General features: G+C 67.1%; 13 protein-coding genes. 5 read left to right on the top strand and 8 right to left on the bottom strand.

What is annotated here, in order from left to right; genetic code table 11:
- Window positions 1-10 precede the first annotated feature (10 nt).
- The 6 genes from gltX to creB all read right to left on the bottom strand — a co-directional run bounded on the left by gltX (window position 11) and on the right by creB (window position 7,219).
- On the bottom strand, window positions 11-1,414 hold the full coding sequence (gene gltX, locus AC07WC_RS09195) for a glutamate--tRNA ligase (protein WP_495209739.1): 1,404 nt from the start codon (window positions 1,412-1,414) through the stop codon (window positions 11-13).
- A 119-nt stretch (window positions 1,415-1,533) separates the two neighbouring features.
- A complete protein-coding gene (locus AC07WC_RS09190) occupies window positions 1,534-3,120 on the bottom strand; it encodes a M28 family metallopeptidase (RefSeq protein WP_495209931.1) in 1,587 nt (528 codons plus the stop codon).
- A gap of 100 nt (window positions 3,121-3,220) precedes the next feature.
- A complete protein-coding gene (locus tag AC07WC_RS09185) occupies window positions 3,221-3,649 on the bottom strand; it encodes a hypothetical protein (protein WP_495209738.1) in 429 nt (142 codons plus the stop codon).
- A gap of 9 nt (window positions 3,650-3,658) precedes the next feature.
- Window positions 3,659-4,978: a cell envelope integrity protein CreD gene (creD, locus tag AC07WC_RS09180; RefSeq protein ID WP_495209737.1), complete on the bottom strand. Its 1,320-nt coding sequence runs from the start codon at window positions 4,976-4,978 to the stop codon at window positions 3,659-3,661.
- A gap of 91 nt (window positions 4,979-5,069) precedes the next feature.
- Window positions 5,070-6,527 carry a two-component system sensor histidine kinase CreC gene (creC, locus tag AC07WC_RS09175; RefSeq protein ID WP_495209736.1) on the bottom strand — a complete coding sequence of 486 codons (1,458 nt, stop codon included), beginning with the start codon at window positions 6,525-6,527 and terminating at the stop codon, window positions 5,070-5,072.
- A gap of 2 nt (window positions 6,528-6,529) precedes the next feature.
- Window positions 6,530-7,219, bottom strand: a complete 690-nt coding sequence (gene creB, locus AC07WC_RS09170) for a two-component system response regulator CreB (protein WP_495209735.1) — start codon at window positions 7,217-7,219, stop codon at window positions 6,530-6,532.
- Between the two features lie 45 nt (window positions 7,220-7,264).
- Here creB and AC07WC_RS09165 point away from each other — a divergent pair, with 45 nt between their 5' ends.
- From AC07WC_RS09165 to AC07WC_RS09145, 5 genes are all read left to right on the top strand, one after another.
- Window positions 7,265-8,122: a 23S rRNA (adenine(2030)-N(6))-methyltransferase RlmJ gene (locus tag AC07WC_RS09165; protein ID WP_019184457.1), complete on the top strand. Its 858-nt coding sequence runs from the start codon at window positions 7,265-7,267 to the stop codon at window positions 8,120-8,122.
- A gap of 126 nt (window positions 8,123-8,248) precedes the next feature.
- Complete coding sequence (locus AC07WC_RS09160) at window positions 8,249-8,794, top strand: GNAT family N-acetyltransferase (RefSeq protein ID WP_019184458.1); 546 nt, start codon at window positions 8,249-8,251, stop codon at window positions 8,792-8,794.
- Between the two features lie 176 nt (window positions 8,795-8,970).
- Window positions 8,971-12,438, top strand: coding sequence for a transcription-repair coupling factor (mfd, locus tag AC07WC_RS09155; protein WP_495209734.1), 3,468 nt, complete (start codon window positions 8,971-8,973; stop codon window positions 12,436-12,438).
- A gap of 85 nt (window positions 12,439-12,523) precedes the next feature.
- On the top strand, window positions 12,524-13,045 hold the full coding sequence (locus AC07WC_RS09150; RefSeq protein WP_495209733.1) for a hypothetical protein: 522 nt from the start codon (window positions 12,524-12,526) through the stop codon (window positions 13,043-13,045).
- A 53-nt stretch (window positions 13,046-13,098) separates the two neighbouring features.
- Window positions 13,099-13,704 (top strand): HD-GYP domain-containing protein, encoded by a 606-nt coding sequence (locus AC07WC_RS09145; protein ID WP_495209732.1) that lies wholly within the window; start codon window positions 13,099-13,101, stop codon window positions 13,702-13,704.
- A 66-nt stretch (window positions 13,705-13,770) separates the two neighbouring features.
- On the opposite strand, the gene AC07WC_RS09140 is transcribed toward AC07WC_RS09145, so the two are convergent.
- Window positions 13,771-15,864 carry a M13 family metallopeptidase gene (locus AC07WC_RS09140; RefSeq protein ID WP_495209731.1) on the bottom strand — a complete coding sequence of 698 codons (2,094 nt, stop codon included), beginning with the start codon at window positions 15,862-15,864 and terminating at the stop codon, window positions 13,771-13,773.
- A gap of 207 nt (window positions 15,865-16,071) precedes the next feature.
- Window positions 16,072-16,821 carry a 2,3-diphosphoglycerate-dependent phosphoglycerate mutase gene (gene gpmA / locus AC07WC_RS09135; protein WP_088435150.1) on the bottom strand — a complete coding sequence of 250 codons (750 nt, stop codon included), beginning with the start codon at window positions 16,819-16,821 and terminating at the stop codon, window positions 16,072-16,074.
- Window positions 16,822-16,835 lie beyond the last annotated feature (14 nt).

The following is a 16,835-nucleotide window of genomic DNA, read 5'->3' as shown; positions in this document are numbered from 1 at the left end:
TCTCCTGTGGTCAGGCCGTCGGTACTTTAGTGAGTGCGGCCTCGATGCGTTTCAAGGCCTCTTCACGCCCGGCCAGGAACACCGTCTGCGAGATGTCCGGGCTGACCTGGGTGCCGGTGATGGCCACGCGCAGCGGCTGCGCCACCTTGCCCATGCCGATCTCCAGCGCCGTGGCAACGTCGTGCAGTGCTGCCGAGACGCTCTCCACCGTCCACTCGCTGGCCGCGCCCAACAGCTCGCGGGCCTTGCCCAGCGCCAGTTCCGCGCCCGGCTTGAAGTGCTTGGCCACCGCCGCGTCGTCGTACGCGGTCAGCGGCTGGTACCAGACCACCGCCTTCTCGGCCATTTCCTTCAGCGTCTGAACGCGGTCGCGCAGCGCCACTACTACGTCCGCCGGCGCAGGACCAGCCCTCAGATCCAGGCCCAGCTTGTTCAGCTGGTAGACCAGGTGCGGGGCGATATCCGCCGGCGCTTCGGTCTTCAGGAAGTGCTGGTTGACCCAGCCCAGCTTGGCCATGTCCAGGCGCGCCGCCTTGGAGTTGCAGTTGGTCACATCGAACAGATCGATCAGCTCCTGGCGGCTGAACAGCTCCTGGTCACCATGCGACCAGCCCAGGCGGGCCAGGTAGCTGAGCAGTGCATCGGGCAGGTAGCCGGCGTCCTTGTACTGCATCACGTCGGCCGCGCCGGTGCGCTTGGACAGCTTGGCGCCCTGCTCGTCCAGGATCATCGGCATATGGCCGAACTTCGGCACCGGCGCGCCGATGCCTTCGTACAGATTGATCTGGCGCGGGGTGTTGTTGATGTGGTCGTCGCCGCGGATGACCTCGCTGATGCGCATGTCCCAATCGTCCACCACCACCGCGAAGTTGTAGGTGGGGAAGCCGTCCGGACGGAAGATCACCATGTCGTCCAGCTCGCTGTTGGCGATCTCGATGCGGCCCTTGATCAGATCGTCGAACACCACGGTGCCCTCAAGCGGATTCTTGAAGCGGATCACGCGGTTCGGATCATCCTTGTACGGCAGGCCCAGATCGCGTGCGGCGCCGTTGTAGCGCGGCTTTTCCTGCCTGGCCATGGCGGCCTCGCGCATCGCGTCCAGTTCTTCCTTGGTTTCGTAGGCGTAGTACGCCTTGCCCTGCGCGACCAGCTGCTCGGCTACTTCCTGGTAACGGGCCACGCGCTGGGTCTGGTAGATCGGGCCTTCGTCATAGCCCAGGCCCAGCCACTCCATCGCCTCCAGGATCGCGTCGATCGCGCCCTGGGTGCTGCGCTCGCGGTCGGTGTCTTCGATGCGCAGCACGAACTCGCCGCCGCGGTGGCGGGCCTCCAGCCAGCAATACAACGCCGTGCGGGCGCCACCGATGTGCAGGTAGCCGGTGGGACTGGGGGCAAAACGGGTGCGGCAGGTCATGGGGGGCTCAGGGCGGGAAACGGAATCCCGGCAATTTTACCCCGCCCCGGCCGCAAACCGGGCACTCCGTGCCCGGGTTGGCGCGGGCCGCCCTTTCCAAGCGGCCCACGCGGCAGCCCTCAGGGCGTCAGCAATGGCTTGCGCGGCAGCTTTTCATCGCGCATCGCCGCGTTGTAAACGAACGAAGCCACGATTGCCGCCGCCTGCTTCAGGTCCTCGGGCTCGGCGTGGTCCCAGGTGTCCAGGTTGCTGTGGTGGACGTTGGTGAAGTAGTCCAGCCGGTCCTGGATGAACTGGAATCCGGGCAGGCCGACGCGGTCGAACGCGATGTGGTCGGTGCTGCCGGTATTGCGGGTCGCCACGGTGGTCGCGCCCACGTCATGGAACGGGGCCAACCACGCCTCGAAGATCGGCACCGCGGCCAGGTTCTCCTGCGCGTAGATACCGCGGAAGCGGCCCGAGCCGTTGTCCATGTTGAAGTACGCCGAGAACTTGTCGTAGTCGCGCTGGCGCTGCAGGGCCCCGGTCGGCTCGCGCATCGAGGCCGGCAGCTTGAGCTGCGCCGGGTCGGTCGGCTCGGGGTAGCGCGCGAAATGCCTGGACACATAGTCCTGCGAGCCGATCAGGCCCTGCTCCTCGCCACTCCACAACGCCACGCGGATGGTGCGCTTGGGCTTGGCGCCGACCGCCTTGAGGATGCGCATGGCCTCCATCATCACCGCCACACCGGCGGCATTGTCGGCCGCACCGGTGCCGGTGTGCCAGGAATCCATGTGCGCGCCCAGCATCACGATCTCATCGGCCTTGCCGCTGCCGCGGATCTCGGCCAGCGTGTTGTAGCCGGGCTGGTCCTGCTCGTCGGTGAAGCGGGCGTCGACATTCACCCGCAGCTTGACGGCCTGCTTCTGGTCGACCGCCCGCACCAGCTGGTTGTAGTGCTCGGCCATCATCGCCAGCTCGGGCACGCCGACCGGCTCACCCGCCTTGCGCGAACCACCGCCGCCGACGCGGATGATGCCGTTGTCCCAGCCGCTGATGCTGATCGTGGCCAGCACGCCCTGCTCGGCGAAGAAGGCGTTGGTGGCGCGGGTCAGCTCCTGCTTCTCCAGGTATTCCTTGGCCTTCTTGGCACGGTCGGCCTTGGCATCGGCGACGTCCTTGGGCACCGCGAACACCTGCAGCTCGGCCAGGCCGGCATCATCGTGGCGGTGCGAATCGGATTGGGTCGCCCGCTCGTAATCGCGCGCATCGTTGAGCAGCAGGATCTTGCCGGCAAGCTTGCCTTTGTACTGATCCAGGTCGGCCAGCTTCTTGATCTCGACCTTGATCACCTCGCCTTCCACGGGACCATGGGTGCCGGGGGTCCACGCTTTCGGCAGCGCATACAGCGGCGCCACGCGCGGGCTCAGCAGTTCCACGCTGGCGTTGCTGAACTCCCAGCCGCGGCCGAACGCATCGAAGGCCTCGTCATGCACATTGACCAGGCCCCACTCGTTGAACTTGCTGCGGGTCCAGGTATTGGCCTCGCCCATCGCGGGGGAATTGGTCAGCCGCGGACCGATCTGCTCGGTCAGATGGCTGAAGGTCGCCATCACCTGTGACCGGTGGAAGGCTTCCTGGCGGATGCGGCTGACCATGTCCAGGTCCACCGTTTCCTTCGTCTGTGCATCGGCGACGCCGCTCAATGCCAATGCCACGCTCAACATGCCCCACTTGAACACGATTACCCCCGCCTCTCGGCCAGACCACGAACAATCCCCGAGTCTATCCAGCACGGGCCCGGTGCCCCCGGGCCAAGAGTCATGGTCATTCCATCCAGCCGTACCAGAGCTGGCTGCGGGTGGGCAGCACCAGCAACCAGCGGCTGCGGTCCACCGAGGCGCTGGCGTAGACCGGCGCATGCACCGGCCAGTCGCCGGGCAAGCCGCGGATGCCGATCTCATGCAGGGCCCGGGCACCCTCGCGCCACGGCCGATACGCGCCACACCAGTGCGGCAGCGGCAGGCGCCCGCGCGCCTGCCGTGCCTGTTGCAGGAAGCGCAGGCCGTCCCTGGCGATCGCTTCGCAGGTGGCTGGGGCCAATCCGAAGCGCAGCAGTCCCGGCGTCTGCGGAGCGCCGGGCAGCGCCAGCAACGGCGAGGGCCAGCCCGGTGCCTCGCCCAGCAGCGAGGCCACCTCCAGTCGGGCGGGCAGCGCCCGGCGCACGCGTTCGTGCAGACAGCGGTGCAAGCTCATGGTCGTTCCTCAACTCAGGCGCGCGCCGAGCTCGTACCAGTCGACCCGGCGGGTCACCCACATCACCGCGGCCAGCACGGCGAACAGCAGCAGCGAGCCCATCAGCAAGGCGTTGTTCTCCGAGATCAGCAGCCCATACAGGGCGCCGTACAGGGCGCTGAGCATCACCGCAAAGCCCAGGCCGCGTTTCCAGCTTTTCAGTACGCCGGAGAGATACACCGTCTGGATGCCGATGCACGCCAGGGCCGAGAGCGCGTAGGCCTGCCAGAACGCGATGTGCTCGGAAAGGCTGAGCAGCAGCAGGAAGAAGATCGCCAGCGCCAGGCCGACCATCAGGTACTGCAGCGGGTGGATGCGCAGCTGCTTGATCAGCTCGAACAGGATGAAGCCGACGAAGGTGAGCAGGATGAAGAGGATGCCGTACTTGCTGGCACGATCGGCCTGGGTATACACGTCGACCGGATTGACCAGTTCCACGCTCACGGCTTCGGCATCGATGTCCGGGCGGTTGCGCAGCTGGTGCTGGGCACGCGAGGCCAGCGAGGACACCGCCCACTGTGCATCAAAGCCCTGCGCATCGACCTTGCGCTCGTTGGGCAGGAAGCTGCCACCGAACAGCGGATGCGGCCACGGTGAACGCAGTGCGATGCGGCTGTCGTCGCCGAGCGGCACCACCGACAGCGACCGGGTGCCATCCAGCACCAGTTCCAGCTCGACCTTGCTGCCCTTCAGCACGCCGCCGCGTTCATCCTCCAGGCCCGGCAGGCCGACGTGCAGGCCGGTGCCGATGCCGCTGACGCCGCCGGCATCGGGCAACAGATTCAGTGCGTTGCCATCCACGCGCAGGTTCGGCGAGCCGACCAGGCCGCGCACATCGGCAATACCCACGGTCAGGAACGGCATGCCATACACGCGGCCCGCCTTGACCGGGTAGTCATCATCGGCGAAAGCGGCGGTGACCGTGGCCTTCCAGCTGTAGACCGGCACGCGGAACAGGCCGACGCGGCGTTCGTCCGGCTGCATGACGCCATCCACCTTCAAGGTGGCCGGCATCTGCAGCCACTGGCCGTGTTCCACCTGTTTTTCCTTTTTCTTGTTGCCGGCCGCATCCACCACCTCGATCTCGCGGGTGTCGGTCCACGGCACCACGCGGATCGGGCCGGTCAGGATCTGCGCGCCGGCACGGCTCTGCGCCACGCGCTGGTAAGCCTCATCACGGTAGGCCTCGCGCTCGCGGATCACGCCCTTGATCAGGCTTAGCGGAATCAGCAGCAACAGGATCAGCCCGCCCACGATGGCGAACCGCAACAGCATCTTCAGGGATTTCATGGCCCGTCCTCGGTTGGGAGGGGGCCAGCTTCCCGCGTGCCGGTGTGCGGGGTTTGTGCCGAGTTTGAAGTCTGTGTGAAGTGGCGCGAGGTCAGCGCCGCGGCGGTATGACAGGAAGACGTACTGGCAGCCACAGCACCGCCTGCGCGCCGCCCTCTTCGCGATTGCGCAGGCTGACGCGGCCACCGTGCAGGCGCGCCACTTCCTGCACGAACGACAGGCCGAGGCCGGAGCTGCGCTGGCCGGTGCCCGGCCGCGCCAGCGAATAGAACCGCTCGAACACGCGGTCAAGCGCGTAGTCCGGCACGCCACTGCCACGATCGGCCACGGTCAGTGCGATGCCATCGCCTTCTGCGTGCGCACCGAGCGTGATGACCGTGCCCGCCGGTGAAAAGGCAACGGCGTTCTCCAGCAGATTGTTGAGCGCCTGGCGCAGCAGATAACCATCGCCCTGCACGCTCTCGGCCCCTGCATCCACCTGGATATCCACACCGGCGGCCTGCGCACGCACCGCCACCGCATCGGCAGCGGCCTGCAGCAGCGGCGCCAATGCGAGCCGCTCGTGCTTCTGCAGCCAGCCGTACTGCTCGACCTCGGCCAACGCCAGCAGTTTGTCGATGGTTTCGGTGAGGCGCTGCGCCTGGCCTTCGATGCTGCGCGCGAAATGCGCACGGTCGGCATCCGGCAACGGTTCCTGCAACAGTTCGGCCGCGCCGCGGATCGCCGCCAGCGGGCTCTTCATTTCATGCGTCAACGACTGCACGTACTGCTCGACGTAGGCCTTGCCTTCCAGCTTGCGGCGCATGGTTTCCAGCGCCTGGCCCAGGTCGCCGATCTCATCACGGCGCGGCTTCGGCGGCGGCACCGGTTCACCGGCGCTGACCGCCTTGGCATAGCGGTTGAGCCGGTTCACCCCGTGCATCAGCCAGGCGGTCATCAGCAGGCCGATCAGCGCTGACAGCCCGATCAACCACGCGCCACGCTTCATGATGGCGCGCTGGCTGGCCGCGATGAAGGGATCGATGCTGCGGTTGGGCTGGGCCAGGCTGAGTACGCCGATCAAGCGGCGCCCATCGGCGGGATCGAAGATCGGCGCGGCCACGTGCATCACCGAGTGGGTGTCATCACCGGGCGTTTCCGGGCTGGAGCGCGCCCCATACTCGCCGCGCAGGGTGCGGTAGACATCGTTCCAGCGCGAGTTGTCGCGGCCGGTATCGCGGCCGGTCGAGTCATACACCACGATGCCCTTGGCATCGGTGATGGTGACCTGGTAATCCAGCGTACGCTTGGGAAAGCGCCACACCATCGCCTTGGGGTCGCGCCGCTGCGCACGCGCCAGATCGGCGACAAAGCGGCCGTCGCGGATATGCCCGGCCTTGAGATCGGCCGCCGCCATTTCCGCCAGCACGTTGGCCGCATCGACCAGGGTGGACTCCATCGCCTGGCGCACGCCCGGCTTCACTTCGTTGACGAAGATGCGCATCACGAAGAACGCGGCGATGCCCACGATCAGGAAGAAGCCCAGGAACAGTTTCAGGCCCAGCCGCATGCCTACACCTCCAGTGCGTAGCCCAGGCCACGGTGGGTGCGGATCGGGTCGGCCTCGGCGCCAGCGGCGCGCAGTTTGGCGCGCAGGGTCTTGACGTGGGTATCGACGGTGCGGTCGGCACTGTCGGCATCGCTGTCCCAGCCACGGTCCATCAGCTGGGCGCGGCTGAGGATCGCCCCGGGCCGCTGCAGCAGGGCCGCCAGCAGCGCGTACTCGTAGCGGGTCAGGTCCAGCGGCTGATCACCGAAGCGGATCCGGCTGCCCTCACGGTCGATCGCGAAGCGGCCGTGCTGCTGCCAGCCCGAGGTTTCGACGGGGGCAACGGTACGGCGCAGGCGTGCGCGGACGCGCGCCACCAGCTCGCGTGGCGAGAACGGCTTGGCCATGTAGTCGTCCGCACCCAGTTCCAGGCCGAGCACGCGGTCGAATTCGTCGTTGCGGGCGGTCAGGAAGATCACCGGCACCTCGCTGAAGGTACGCAGGGTGCGGCAGACCTCGAAACCGCTCATGTCCGGCAGGCCGACATCCAGCACCACCACGTCGAAGGCCTGCTGGCGCAGCCGCGCCAGTGCCTGGCCGCCGAGCAGGCAGTGCTCGGCGCCGTAGCCTTCGCTGCGCAGGGCATACAGAACGGTATCGGCGATGGCGGTTTCGTCCTCGACCACCAGGACGTTGTGCAGGGGGTGGCTCATGCGCGCAGCATAGCCGCTGGGCCCGCCGCCCCGTACACTGCGCCGATGAATTACCGCCACGCCTTCCATGCCGGCAACCATGCCGATGTGCTCAAGCACATCGTGCAGCTTGCCCTGCTCGACACCTTCAAGCGCAAGGACAGCCCGTTCTTCGTGCTGGACACCCACGGCGGCGCTGGCCGCTACCTGCTGGCCAGCGAGGAAAGCCGCAAGACGCTGGAGGCCGAAGACGGCGTGATGCGCCTGATGGCCCAGCCGCAGCTGCCGGCCGTGGTCGAGCGCTACCTGAAGGCGGTCCAGGCCGACAACCCGGTCGGGGCGATGATCAGCTACCCCGGCTCGCCGCTGCTGACCGCCCAGACCCTGCGCGAACAGGACCGCATGGCCGTGTGCGAGGTGCAGGATGCCGAGGCCGCGGCGCTGAAGGCGCTGTTCGCCCATGACAGCCGGGTCGGCGTGTACCACGCCGATGGCTATGCCCAGAACAAGAAACTGCTGCCACCCAAGGCCAACGGCGTGAAGATCGGCCGCGGGCTGGTCCTGATCGACCCGCCCTACGAGGGGCAGGACGCCGAATACCAGGCCATCCTGGCCTCGGTGACTGAAATCCTGGGGCGCTGGCCGCAGGCCAGCTTTGCGATCTGGTTCCCGATCAAACAGCGCCGGACCATCCTGCATTTCCTGCGCAAGGCCTGCGCCCTGCCGGTGAAGTCGGTGCTGACCGCCGAGCTGCTGATCCGCCCGGACGACTCCCCGCTGCGGCTCAACGGCAGCGGCATGCTGCTGCTCAACCCGCCGTGGCAGTTCGACCAGGTGCTGGCCCCGGCGATGCCGGCGCTCAAGCAGCACCTGGGCGAGGCCGGCGCCTCGACCCGCCTGCAGTGGCTCAAGCAGGCCGAATGACCCCCTGACGCCCAGGCCGGTACCCGGCCTGGCCGGCGCTTGCGGTCCGGCGCGGCGTGAGTGATCCGTTCACGGAACGCTGCCCCCGGAATGCGAGAATCCGAAGACCACCAAGGAATCACCGGTATGGCTACCCGTAACCGCATGCCGCCCTGGCACGAGATTTTCAAGGCACCCAGTGGCCACGAGCTGCTGATCCGCCCCATCCGGCCCGAAGACGGCCCGCCGCTGCATGCCGCGTTCAGTCTGTTCGGTCCGGAAGAGATCCGCGACCGCTTCCTGCAGTCGGTGACCGAACTGTCGCCGGAGACGACGCAGCGCCTGACCCATCCCAATCCCAAGAGCGAAATCACCCTGGTCGCGGCCGAGTCCCTGCCCGCCGGTGAAGCCGTGGTGGGTGCGGTCGCGCGCGCCTCGATCATCCCCGGTACCCGCGAAGCCGAGTACGCGATCCTGGTCAGCCGCTTCCTGGTCGGCCAGGGCCTGGGCCGGCAGCTGATGCGCAAGCTGGTCAAGTGGGCGCGTGGCAAGTACCTGGACCGGCTGTACGGCGACGTGGCCGAAGAGAACGAGCCGATGAAGCAGCTGGCGGCCTCGCTGGGCTTCCAGCCGATCCCGCACCCGAACGGCACGCCGGGCCTGGTGCGCATGGTGCTCGAACTGGACAGCTGAAACGGGGCGCGTGGCCACGCCCTGATCGGTAGCGCCGGCCACTGGCCGGCTCCCGAACATCATGCATCACCTGGAGCCGGCCAGCGGTCGGTACTGCCGGCAACGGGATCGTCCCTACGCTTGCCGCCGCCGGATGACACGGCCGCCACGTTGCGGTCTGCTAAAATCGGCGGTTCATGTCACGCACCTCCTATCCCGTTCCGCCGCTGCCACGTCCTGGACAGCTCCGCGCCTGGTGGCGCGCTCCCGCTTCGGCGACAGCGCTGGCGTGGTACATCGCCCGCGCGGCACAGTCGCACGACGGGCCGTTGCTGGTGGTCGCGCGCGACAACCACGGCGCGAACCAGATTGAAGCGGACCTGCACACCCTGCTGGGCAGTGCCGGCGACGTGCCGATCGTGGCCTTCCCGGACTGGGAAACCCTGCCCTACGACGCCTTCAGCCCGCACCCGGACATCATCTCCCAGCGCCTGGCCGCGCTGCACGCCCTGCCGTCGCTCAAGCGCGGCATCGTGGTGGTGCCGGTGCAGACGCTGTTGCAGCAGCTGGCCCCGCTCAAATACGTCATCGGCGGCAGCTTCGATTTGACCGTCGGCCAGCGTCTGGACCTGGATGCGGAGAAACGCCGCCTGGAATCGGCCGGCTACCGCAACGTCCCGCAGGTGATGGATCCGGGTGATTTCGCCGTGCGTGGCGGCCTGCTCGATGTCTACCCGATGGGTGCCGAAGCGCCACTGCGGGTGGAGCTGCTTGACGAAGACATCGATTCGATCCGCGCCTTCGATCCAGAGTCGCAGCGCTCGCTGGACAAGGTCGAGGCCGTGCACATGCTGCCCGGCCGCGAAGTGCCGCTGGACGATCTCAGCGTCGCGCGGGTGCTCAACACGCTGCGCGAACGCTTCGACGTGGACACCCGGCGCAGCGCGCTGTACCAGGATCTCAAGGCCGGTATCGCGCCGGCCGGCATCGAGTATTACCTGCCGCTGTTCTTCGACCAGACCGCGACCCTGCTCGATTACCTGCAGCCCAATGTGCTGCCGGTGCTGGCGCCGAATGTGTTCGACGCGGCCGCCGCCTTCTGGGCCCAGACCCAGAACCGCTATGAGCAGCGCCGCCACGATGTCGAGCGCCCGCTGCTGGCCCCGGAAGAGCTGTACGCCAGCCCCGAACAGCTGCGCGGCACGCTCAACGGCCTGGCCCGCGTGGAAGTATGGCCGCCGGATCACGACCGCATCGGCGATGCGCAGCCGCTGGGCGACCAGCCGCTGCCACCGCTGCCGGTCGCCGCACGCGATGCGCCGGCGGGTGAGGCACTCAAGTCCTTCATCGGTCATTACCCGGGCCGGGTGCTGATCGCCGCCGATTCCGCCGGCCGCCGCGAAGCCCTGCTCGAAGTCCTGCTCGCCGCTGAGCTCAAGCCGCCGGTGGTCGCCGACCTGCCTGGCTTCCTGGCCGACGACAGCGTGCGCTTCGGCATTACCGTGGCACCGCTGGAAGATGGCTTCGCGCTGGAGAACCCGCCGATCGCGGTGCTCACCGAGCGCCAGCTGTTTCCAGAGCGTGCGGGGCAGCAGCGCCGCAGCCGCCGTGCCGGACGCGAACCGGAAGCCATCATCCGTGACCTCGGCGAACTGAGCGAAGGCTCGCCGATCGTGCATGAAGACCACGGTGTCGGCCGTTACCGCGGTCTGATCGTGCTCGATGCCGGCGGCATGCCCGGCGAGTTCCTGGAAATCGAATACGCCAAGGGCGACCGCCTGTATGTGCCGGTCGCCCAGCTGCACCTGATCAGCCGCTATTCCGGTGCCTCGCCTGAAACCGCGCCGCTGCATTCGCTCGGTGGCGAGCAGTGGACCAAGGCCAAGCGCAAAGCCGCCGAAAAGGTCCGCGACGTTGCCGCCGAACTGCTGGAAATCCAGGCGCGCCGCCGCGCGCGTGCCGGCCTGGCGCTGCACGTGGACCGCGCGATGTACGAGCCGTTCGCGGCCGGGTTCCCGTTCGAGGAGACGCCCGACCAGCTCGCCGCGATCGACGCGACCCTGCGCGATCTGGCCAGCAGCCAGCCGATGGACCGCGTGGTATGTGGCGACGTCGGCTTCGGCAAGACCGAGGTCGCCGTGCGCGCCGCGTTCGCCGCTGCCAGTGCAGGCAAGCAGGTGGCCGTACTGGTGCCGACCACGCTGCTGGCCGAACAGCATTACCGCAACTTCCGCGACCGTTTCGCCGATTGGCCACTGAAGGTGGAGGTGCTCTCGCGCTTCAAATCCACCAAGGAGATCAAGGCCGAACTGGAGAAGGTCGCGGCCGGCACCATCGACGTGATCGTCGGTACGCACCGGCTGCTGCAGCCGGACGTGAAGTTCAAGGACCTGGGCCTGGTCATCGTCGATGAAGAGCAGCGTTTCGGCGTGCGCCAGAAGGAGGCGCTCAAGGCGATGCGGGCCAACGTGCACCTGCTCACGCTGACCGCCACGCCGATCCCGCGCACGCTCAACATGGCCATGGCCGGGCTGCGCGATCTGTCGATCATCGCCACGCCGCCGCCGAACCGGCTTGCGGTCAAGACCTTCATCACCGCCTGGGACAACGCGCTGCTGCGCGAGGCGTTCCAGCGCGAACTGGCCCGTGGTGGCCAGCTGTACTTCCTGCACAACGACGTGGAGAGCATCGGCCGCATGCAGCGCGAGCTGGCCGAACTGGTGCCCGAAGCCCGTATCGGCATCGCGCACGGGCAGATGCCCGAGCGTGAGCTGGAGCGGGTGATGCTGGACTTCCAGAAGCAGCGCTTCAACGTGCTGCTGTCGACCACGATCATCGAATCGGGCATCGACATCCCCAACGCCAACACCATCATCATCAACCGCGCCGACCGCTTCGGCCTGGCCCAGCTGCACCAGCTGCGCGGCCGCGTCGGTCGCTCGCACCACCGTGCGTACGCCTACCTGGTGGTGCCGGACAAGCGTGCGATGACGCCTGATGCCGAGAAACGGCTGGAGGCGATCGCCTCGATGGATGAGCTCGGCGCCGGCTTCACCCTGGCCACCCACGATCTGGAAATCCGTGGCGCCGGCGAACTGCTGGGCGAAGACCAGAGCGGGCAGATGGCCGAAGTCGGCTTCAGCCTCTACACCGAGCTGCTCGAACGTGCGGTACGCAGCATCCGCCTGGGCAAACTGCCGGACCTGGATGCCGGCGAAGAGGCCCGCGGCGCCGAGGTCGAGCTGCACGTGCCGGCCCTGATCCCGGACGACTACCTGCCAGACGTGCACACCCGCCTGACCCTGTACAAGCGCATCAGCAGCGCGCGCGACAGCGGTGAGCTGCGCGAACTGCAGGTGGAGATGATCGACCGCTTCGGCCTGCTGCCGGATCCGGCCAAGCACCTGTTCGCGATCGCCGAGCTCAAGCTGCAGGCCAATGTGCTGGGCGTGCGCAAGCTGGAGCTGGGCGAGAACGGCGGCCGCATCGTGTTCAATCCCAAGCCGGAGATCGACCCGATGGCGGTGATCCAGCTGATCCAGAAGCAGCCCAAGCTGTACACGATGGACGGCCCGGACAAGCTGCGCATCAAGCATCCGCTGCCACTGCCGGAAGACCGTTTCAGTGCCGCCAAGGCGTTGCTGCTGACGCTCTCACCACGCTGAGCTGCCTCCGAGATTCCCCACGACCCACCGCTTCTGCGGGCCGGCGGGTCTTTGCTGTTCATTGCCCGCGACAAGGAGAGTTGCTTTGAAACGATTCCACACCCTGCTGCTGGCCACCGGCCTTGCCCTGCTCACCGCCTGCAATGGCGGCGGCACGGGCATGACCGCCAGCGAATACCTCACTGAAAACGTCGCCCTGTGGAATGGCACCGCCATGACCGTGCAGCAGTGGACCATCGGCCCGCGTGGCGAGCAGCTGCAGAAGGCGCTGGGTGAAGGCAAGGGCCTGGCCACGTTCAAGTCCGGGCTGGAAGGCGCACGCGCCGAGACGAAGCAGCACCTGGCGATGATCGACCAGATGCCGCCGGACGAGGACGCCAAGGACGTGCACCAGAAGCTGCGCACCTACGTGCAGAGCGCCGATGAGATGTTCGGCATCCTGCTGGAGATCGCCGCGCTGCCCGAGGGCTACGACAAGGCCCAGATCATGCCGCTGGCCGGGAAGCTGCAGGCCGTCGGCAATCGCATCGACGGCGAAATGCAGGCCCTGGACGCGGCCCAGGAGGCTTACGCCAAGAAGCACGGCATCCAGCTGCAGCGGCAGTGATTCCATCGTCTCCTGGCGGCATCCGCCGCTGGGAGACGCAGCAAGAAGCTCCCGTGACCGATTCCGTTTCGCTCCATCCCGGCCCCGCGCTGGCCTGCTCCATCGATGCGCTGGCACTGTCGTTGCAGTTGCGTGATGCCTACACCCGTCACCACTGCGACCGCGTCGGCCTGCTGGCTGCGGCGCTGGCGCGCCATTGCGGGCTCGAGCCGGCGCACTGCGACCGGATCGGGCTCGCCGCCTGCTTCCACGACATCGGCAAGATCGGCATCCCCGACGAGGTGCTGCTGAGCCCCGGGCGCCATGGCCCTGCCGAGCAGGCGATCATGCGCCAGCACCCCGTGCACGGCGAACGCATTTTCCTGGCTACCGGCCGCAGCGATGCGGCGGACGTGGCACGGCTGATCCGCGCCCACCATGAAGCCTTCGACGGCAGCGGTTATCCCGATGGGCTGCGGGGCGAAGCGATTCCGCTCGGCGCGCGCATCCTGACCATCGTCGACGCCTGGGATGCGATGACCAGTGACCGCCCCTACCGCGGGGCGATCGCCCATGACCGCGCCATGCGCCTGCTTGACGATGCCGCCGGCGGGCTGGTGGACCCCTACCTGCTGGGCGCCTTCCAGGGATTGTTGAAGCGCGCCCCTGCGCTGGTCTGATCCGATCCGGCCGCCTACGAAAAACCCGGCGTTCGCCGGGTTTTCGTTCCACTCAACCGCGTGCGATCACCAGATCACGACGCGCTTGTCGTCGGCCCGCACCATCGCATCGCCCGCCTTGCACTCGAACGCCTGCGCGTATGCCGGCATGTTCGACGGCGCGCCGTTGGCACGGAAGTTGGCCGGGGCGTGCGGATCGGTGTTCAGGCGCACGCGCAGCTCGCCTTCGTTGAAGTTGCGGCGCCATACGGTGGCCCAGTTCATGAAGAAGCGCTGATCCTGCGTATAGCCATCGACCTCGACGTTGGCCTTCGGGTTTTCCTTGAGCGCCATCTGCAGCGCGTCGTACGCCACGGTCAGGCCACCCAGGTCGCCGATGTTCTCGCCCAGGGTCAGCTTGCCCTTCACGTTCACGCCCGGCAGCGACTCATAGCCGTCAAACTGCGCGACCAACTGATCGGTACGCTGGGTGAAGGCGGCACGGTCGCCGTCGGTCCACCAGTTGTCGAAGTTGCCGTTGGCGGCGAACTGGCTGCCCGAGTCGTCATAGCCGTGCATCATCTCGTGGCCGATGACCGCACCGATGCCACCGTAGTTCAGCGCCGGATCGGCCTTGGCATCGAAGAACGGCGCCTGCAGGATCGCCGCCGGGAACACGATCTCGTTCTTGGTGGCGTTGTAGTAGGCGTTCACCGTCTGCGGGGTCATGCCCCACTCGGTCTTGTCGACCGGCTTGCCGATCTTGTTGAGCATGAAGCGGTAGTTGAACGTGCGCGCGGCCTGCATGTTGCCCAGGTAGCTGTCGCCGTTGGTTTCCAGGCCCGACCAGTCACGCCACTTGTCCGGGTAGCCGATCTTCGGCGTGAAGCTGGCCCACTTCTCCAGTGCCTTCTTGCGGGTGTCTTCGCTCATCCACTCCAGCTTCTCCAGGCGTGCCTTGAGCGCCACCGAGAGGTTCTCCACCAGGTGCTGCATCTGCACCTTGGAGTCGGCCGGGAACACGGCGTCGACATACATCTGGCCCAGGCCTTCGCCGATGGCGCCGTTGACCGACTCCAGCACGCGCTTCCAGCGCGGCTGCATTTCCTTCTGGCCACGCAGGGTGGTACTGTAGAAATCGAAGTTGGCCTTCTCGAAGGCGCTGCTCAGGTAAGGCGAGGCATCATCGATGGTGTGGAAGCGCAGGTAGGCCTGCCAGGTGGCGGCCGGCACATCGGCCAGCATCTTGTCCACCTCACCGAAGAAGCCCGGCTGGGCCATCGAGAACTTCTGCGCGGCCGGCACCTTCAGGGTGTCGAACAGCGCGGTCCAGCTGAAGTTGGGGGTCAGCTTGTCCGCGTCCGCCGCGCTGACCGGATTGTAGCGCTTGGCCGGGTCACGCATTTCGATGCGCGACATCGAGGCCTTGGCCAGCCGCGTTTCGAAGTCCATCACGGCCTTGGCCTGGGTCTTGGCCTGCTCGGCATCGACGCCGGACAGGGTCAGCACCTGGGCGATATAGGCAACGTACGCATCGCGGATCTTGGCCTGCGAATCGTCGAAGTAATAGCCCTTCTCCGGCAGGCCGAGGCCGCCCTGGCCGACATAGGCGATGACGTTGGCCGAATCCTTGTAATCGGCATTGGCGAACAGCGAGAACAGTACGCCCTGGCCCAGCGCCTGGCTGTCGCGCAGGTACTGGGTGATGGCAGCGGTATCGTTCAGCGCGGCGATCTTGTCCAGCTGCGGCTGCAACGGGGTGATGCCGGCGGCCTCGATCTTGGCTTCGTCCGAACCGGTCTTCCAGATGTCGCCGATCTTGGCTTCCACCGTGCCGGCCTTGGCCTGGCTGGCGGCGGCCTGCTGCACCAGCGCGTGCTGCACTTCCAGCGAGCGCTCGCGCAGGATTTCGAAGCTGCCCCAGGTGGTCTGGTCGTTCGGGACCGGGTTGGCCTTGAGCCACTTGCTGTTCACGAACCCGTTGAGGTCGGTACAGGCGGCGATGGCGGTATCCAGATCGGCATTGTTGAGCGAGATCAGCGGGGTCTTGATCTGCGACAGATCAAACGCCGGCTTGGCATCGGTGGTGGCGGCAGGCGTGGTATCGGTCTTGCCACACGAAGCCAGCGACACGGCGATGGCGGCGGTCAGACCCAGCGGGACCAGCTTGGAAAACTTCATTCGACTCTCCGGCTACAGATGGATGCATCACCCGGACCACGGGCAATCGGGCAGCGTAGCGCGGGAGGGGACCGGGCGGACCGGCCAAAGGTCACAGGGGGGAAGTGCCCGTGGCCACAGGTGGGAACGCCCATGGTCACCGGTCGGTAGGTGCGGACGGTTGGTCCGCACACACCGGGCAGATGCATCCCCACCAACGGTGGCGATCTACCGCGCCTTGCCCTGGTTCGCCACGGCTTCGGCCGCCTTGCGTGCCGCCTCCGGGTCGCCCAGGTAGCGGAACGACTGCACCGTCAGGTCGTCGTTGAGTTCGAACAGCAGCGGGATGCCGGTCGGGATGTTGAGCTCCAGGATCGCTTCCTGCGAAACGTTGTTGAGATACTTGTAGAGCGCACGCAGCGAATTGCCATGGGCGGTGACCAGCACGGTCTTGCCGTCCTTGAGCTGAGGGGCGATCGAATCGAACCAGTACGGCAGCACGCGGTCCAGCGTGGTGGCCAGCGATTCGGTGCCCGGCAGCGCGTTGCGGTCCAGGCCAGCGTAGCGGCGGTCGTGGATCGGGTGGCCCGGGTCTTCGATGTCCATCGCCGGCGGCGGGATGTCGTAGGAACGGCGCCAGATCTTGACCTGGTCCTCGCCGTGCTTGGCCGCGGTCTCGGCCTTGTCCAGGCCCTGCAGGCCGCCGTAATGGCGCTCGTTCAAGCGCCAGCTCTTGCTGACCGGCAGCCAGTCCTGGTCAAGCTCGGCCAGGGCACCCTGAAGAGTGTGGATGGCGCGCTTGAGCACCGAGGTGTGCGCGACATCGAACTGCAGGCCTTCTTCACGCATCAGGCGGCCGGCGGCGGCAGCCTCGCGGCGGCCCTGTTCAGTCAATTCCACGTCCACCCAGCCGGTGAAGCGGTTGTCCAGGTTCCACTGGCTCTGGCCGTGGCGCAACAGTACGAGTTTCCGGGTCACTGCAGTATCTCCGA

This window comes from Stenotrophomonas sp. GW821-FHT01H02A (assembly GCF_059422145.1).
The sequence above is the reverse complement of the archived record's forward strand: the minus strand, read 5'-3'. Positions and strand labels throughout refer to the sequence as shown.

Coding starts and splice junctions, on each gene's coding strand:
- AC07WC_RS09185 (WP_495209738.1), bottom strand. CDS start 3,649: ATGAGCTTGCACCGCTGTCTGCACGAACGCGTGCGCCGGGCGCTGCCC.
- AC07WC_RS09160 (WP_019184458.1), top strand. CDS start 8,249: ATGGCTACCCGTAACCGCATGCCGCCCTGGCACGAGATTTTCAAGGCA.
- creB (WP_495209735.1), bottom strand. CDS start 7,219: ATGAGCCACCCCCTGCACAACGTCCTGGTGGTCGAGGACGAAACCGCC.
- AC07WC_RS09140 (WP_495209731.1), bottom strand. CDS start 15,864: ATGAAGTTTTCCAAGCTGGTCCCGCTGGGTCTGACCGCCGCCATCGCC.
- gltX (WP_495209739.1), bottom strand. CDS start 1,414: ATGACCTGCCGCACCCGTTTTGCCCCCAGTCCCACCGGCTACCTGCAC.
- AC07WC_RS09190 (WP_495209931.1), bottom strand. CDS start 3,120: ATGTTGAGCGTGGCATTGGCATTGAGCGGCGTCGCCGATGCACAGACG.
- creC (WP_495209736.1), bottom strand. CDS start 6,527: ATGCGGCTGGGCCTGAAACTGTTCCTGGGCTTCTTCCTGATCGTGGGC.
- mfd (WP_495209734.1), top strand. CDS start 8,971: ATGTCACGCACCTCCTATCCCGTTCCGCCGCTGCCACGTCCTGGACAG.
- creD (WP_495209737.1), bottom strand. CDS start 4,978: ATGAAATCCCTGAAGATGCTGTTGCGGTTCGCCATCGTGGGCGGGCTG.
- AC07WC_RS09165 (WP_019184457.1), top strand. CDS start 7,265: ATGAATTACCGCCACGCCTTCCATGCCGGCAACCATGCCGATGTGCTC.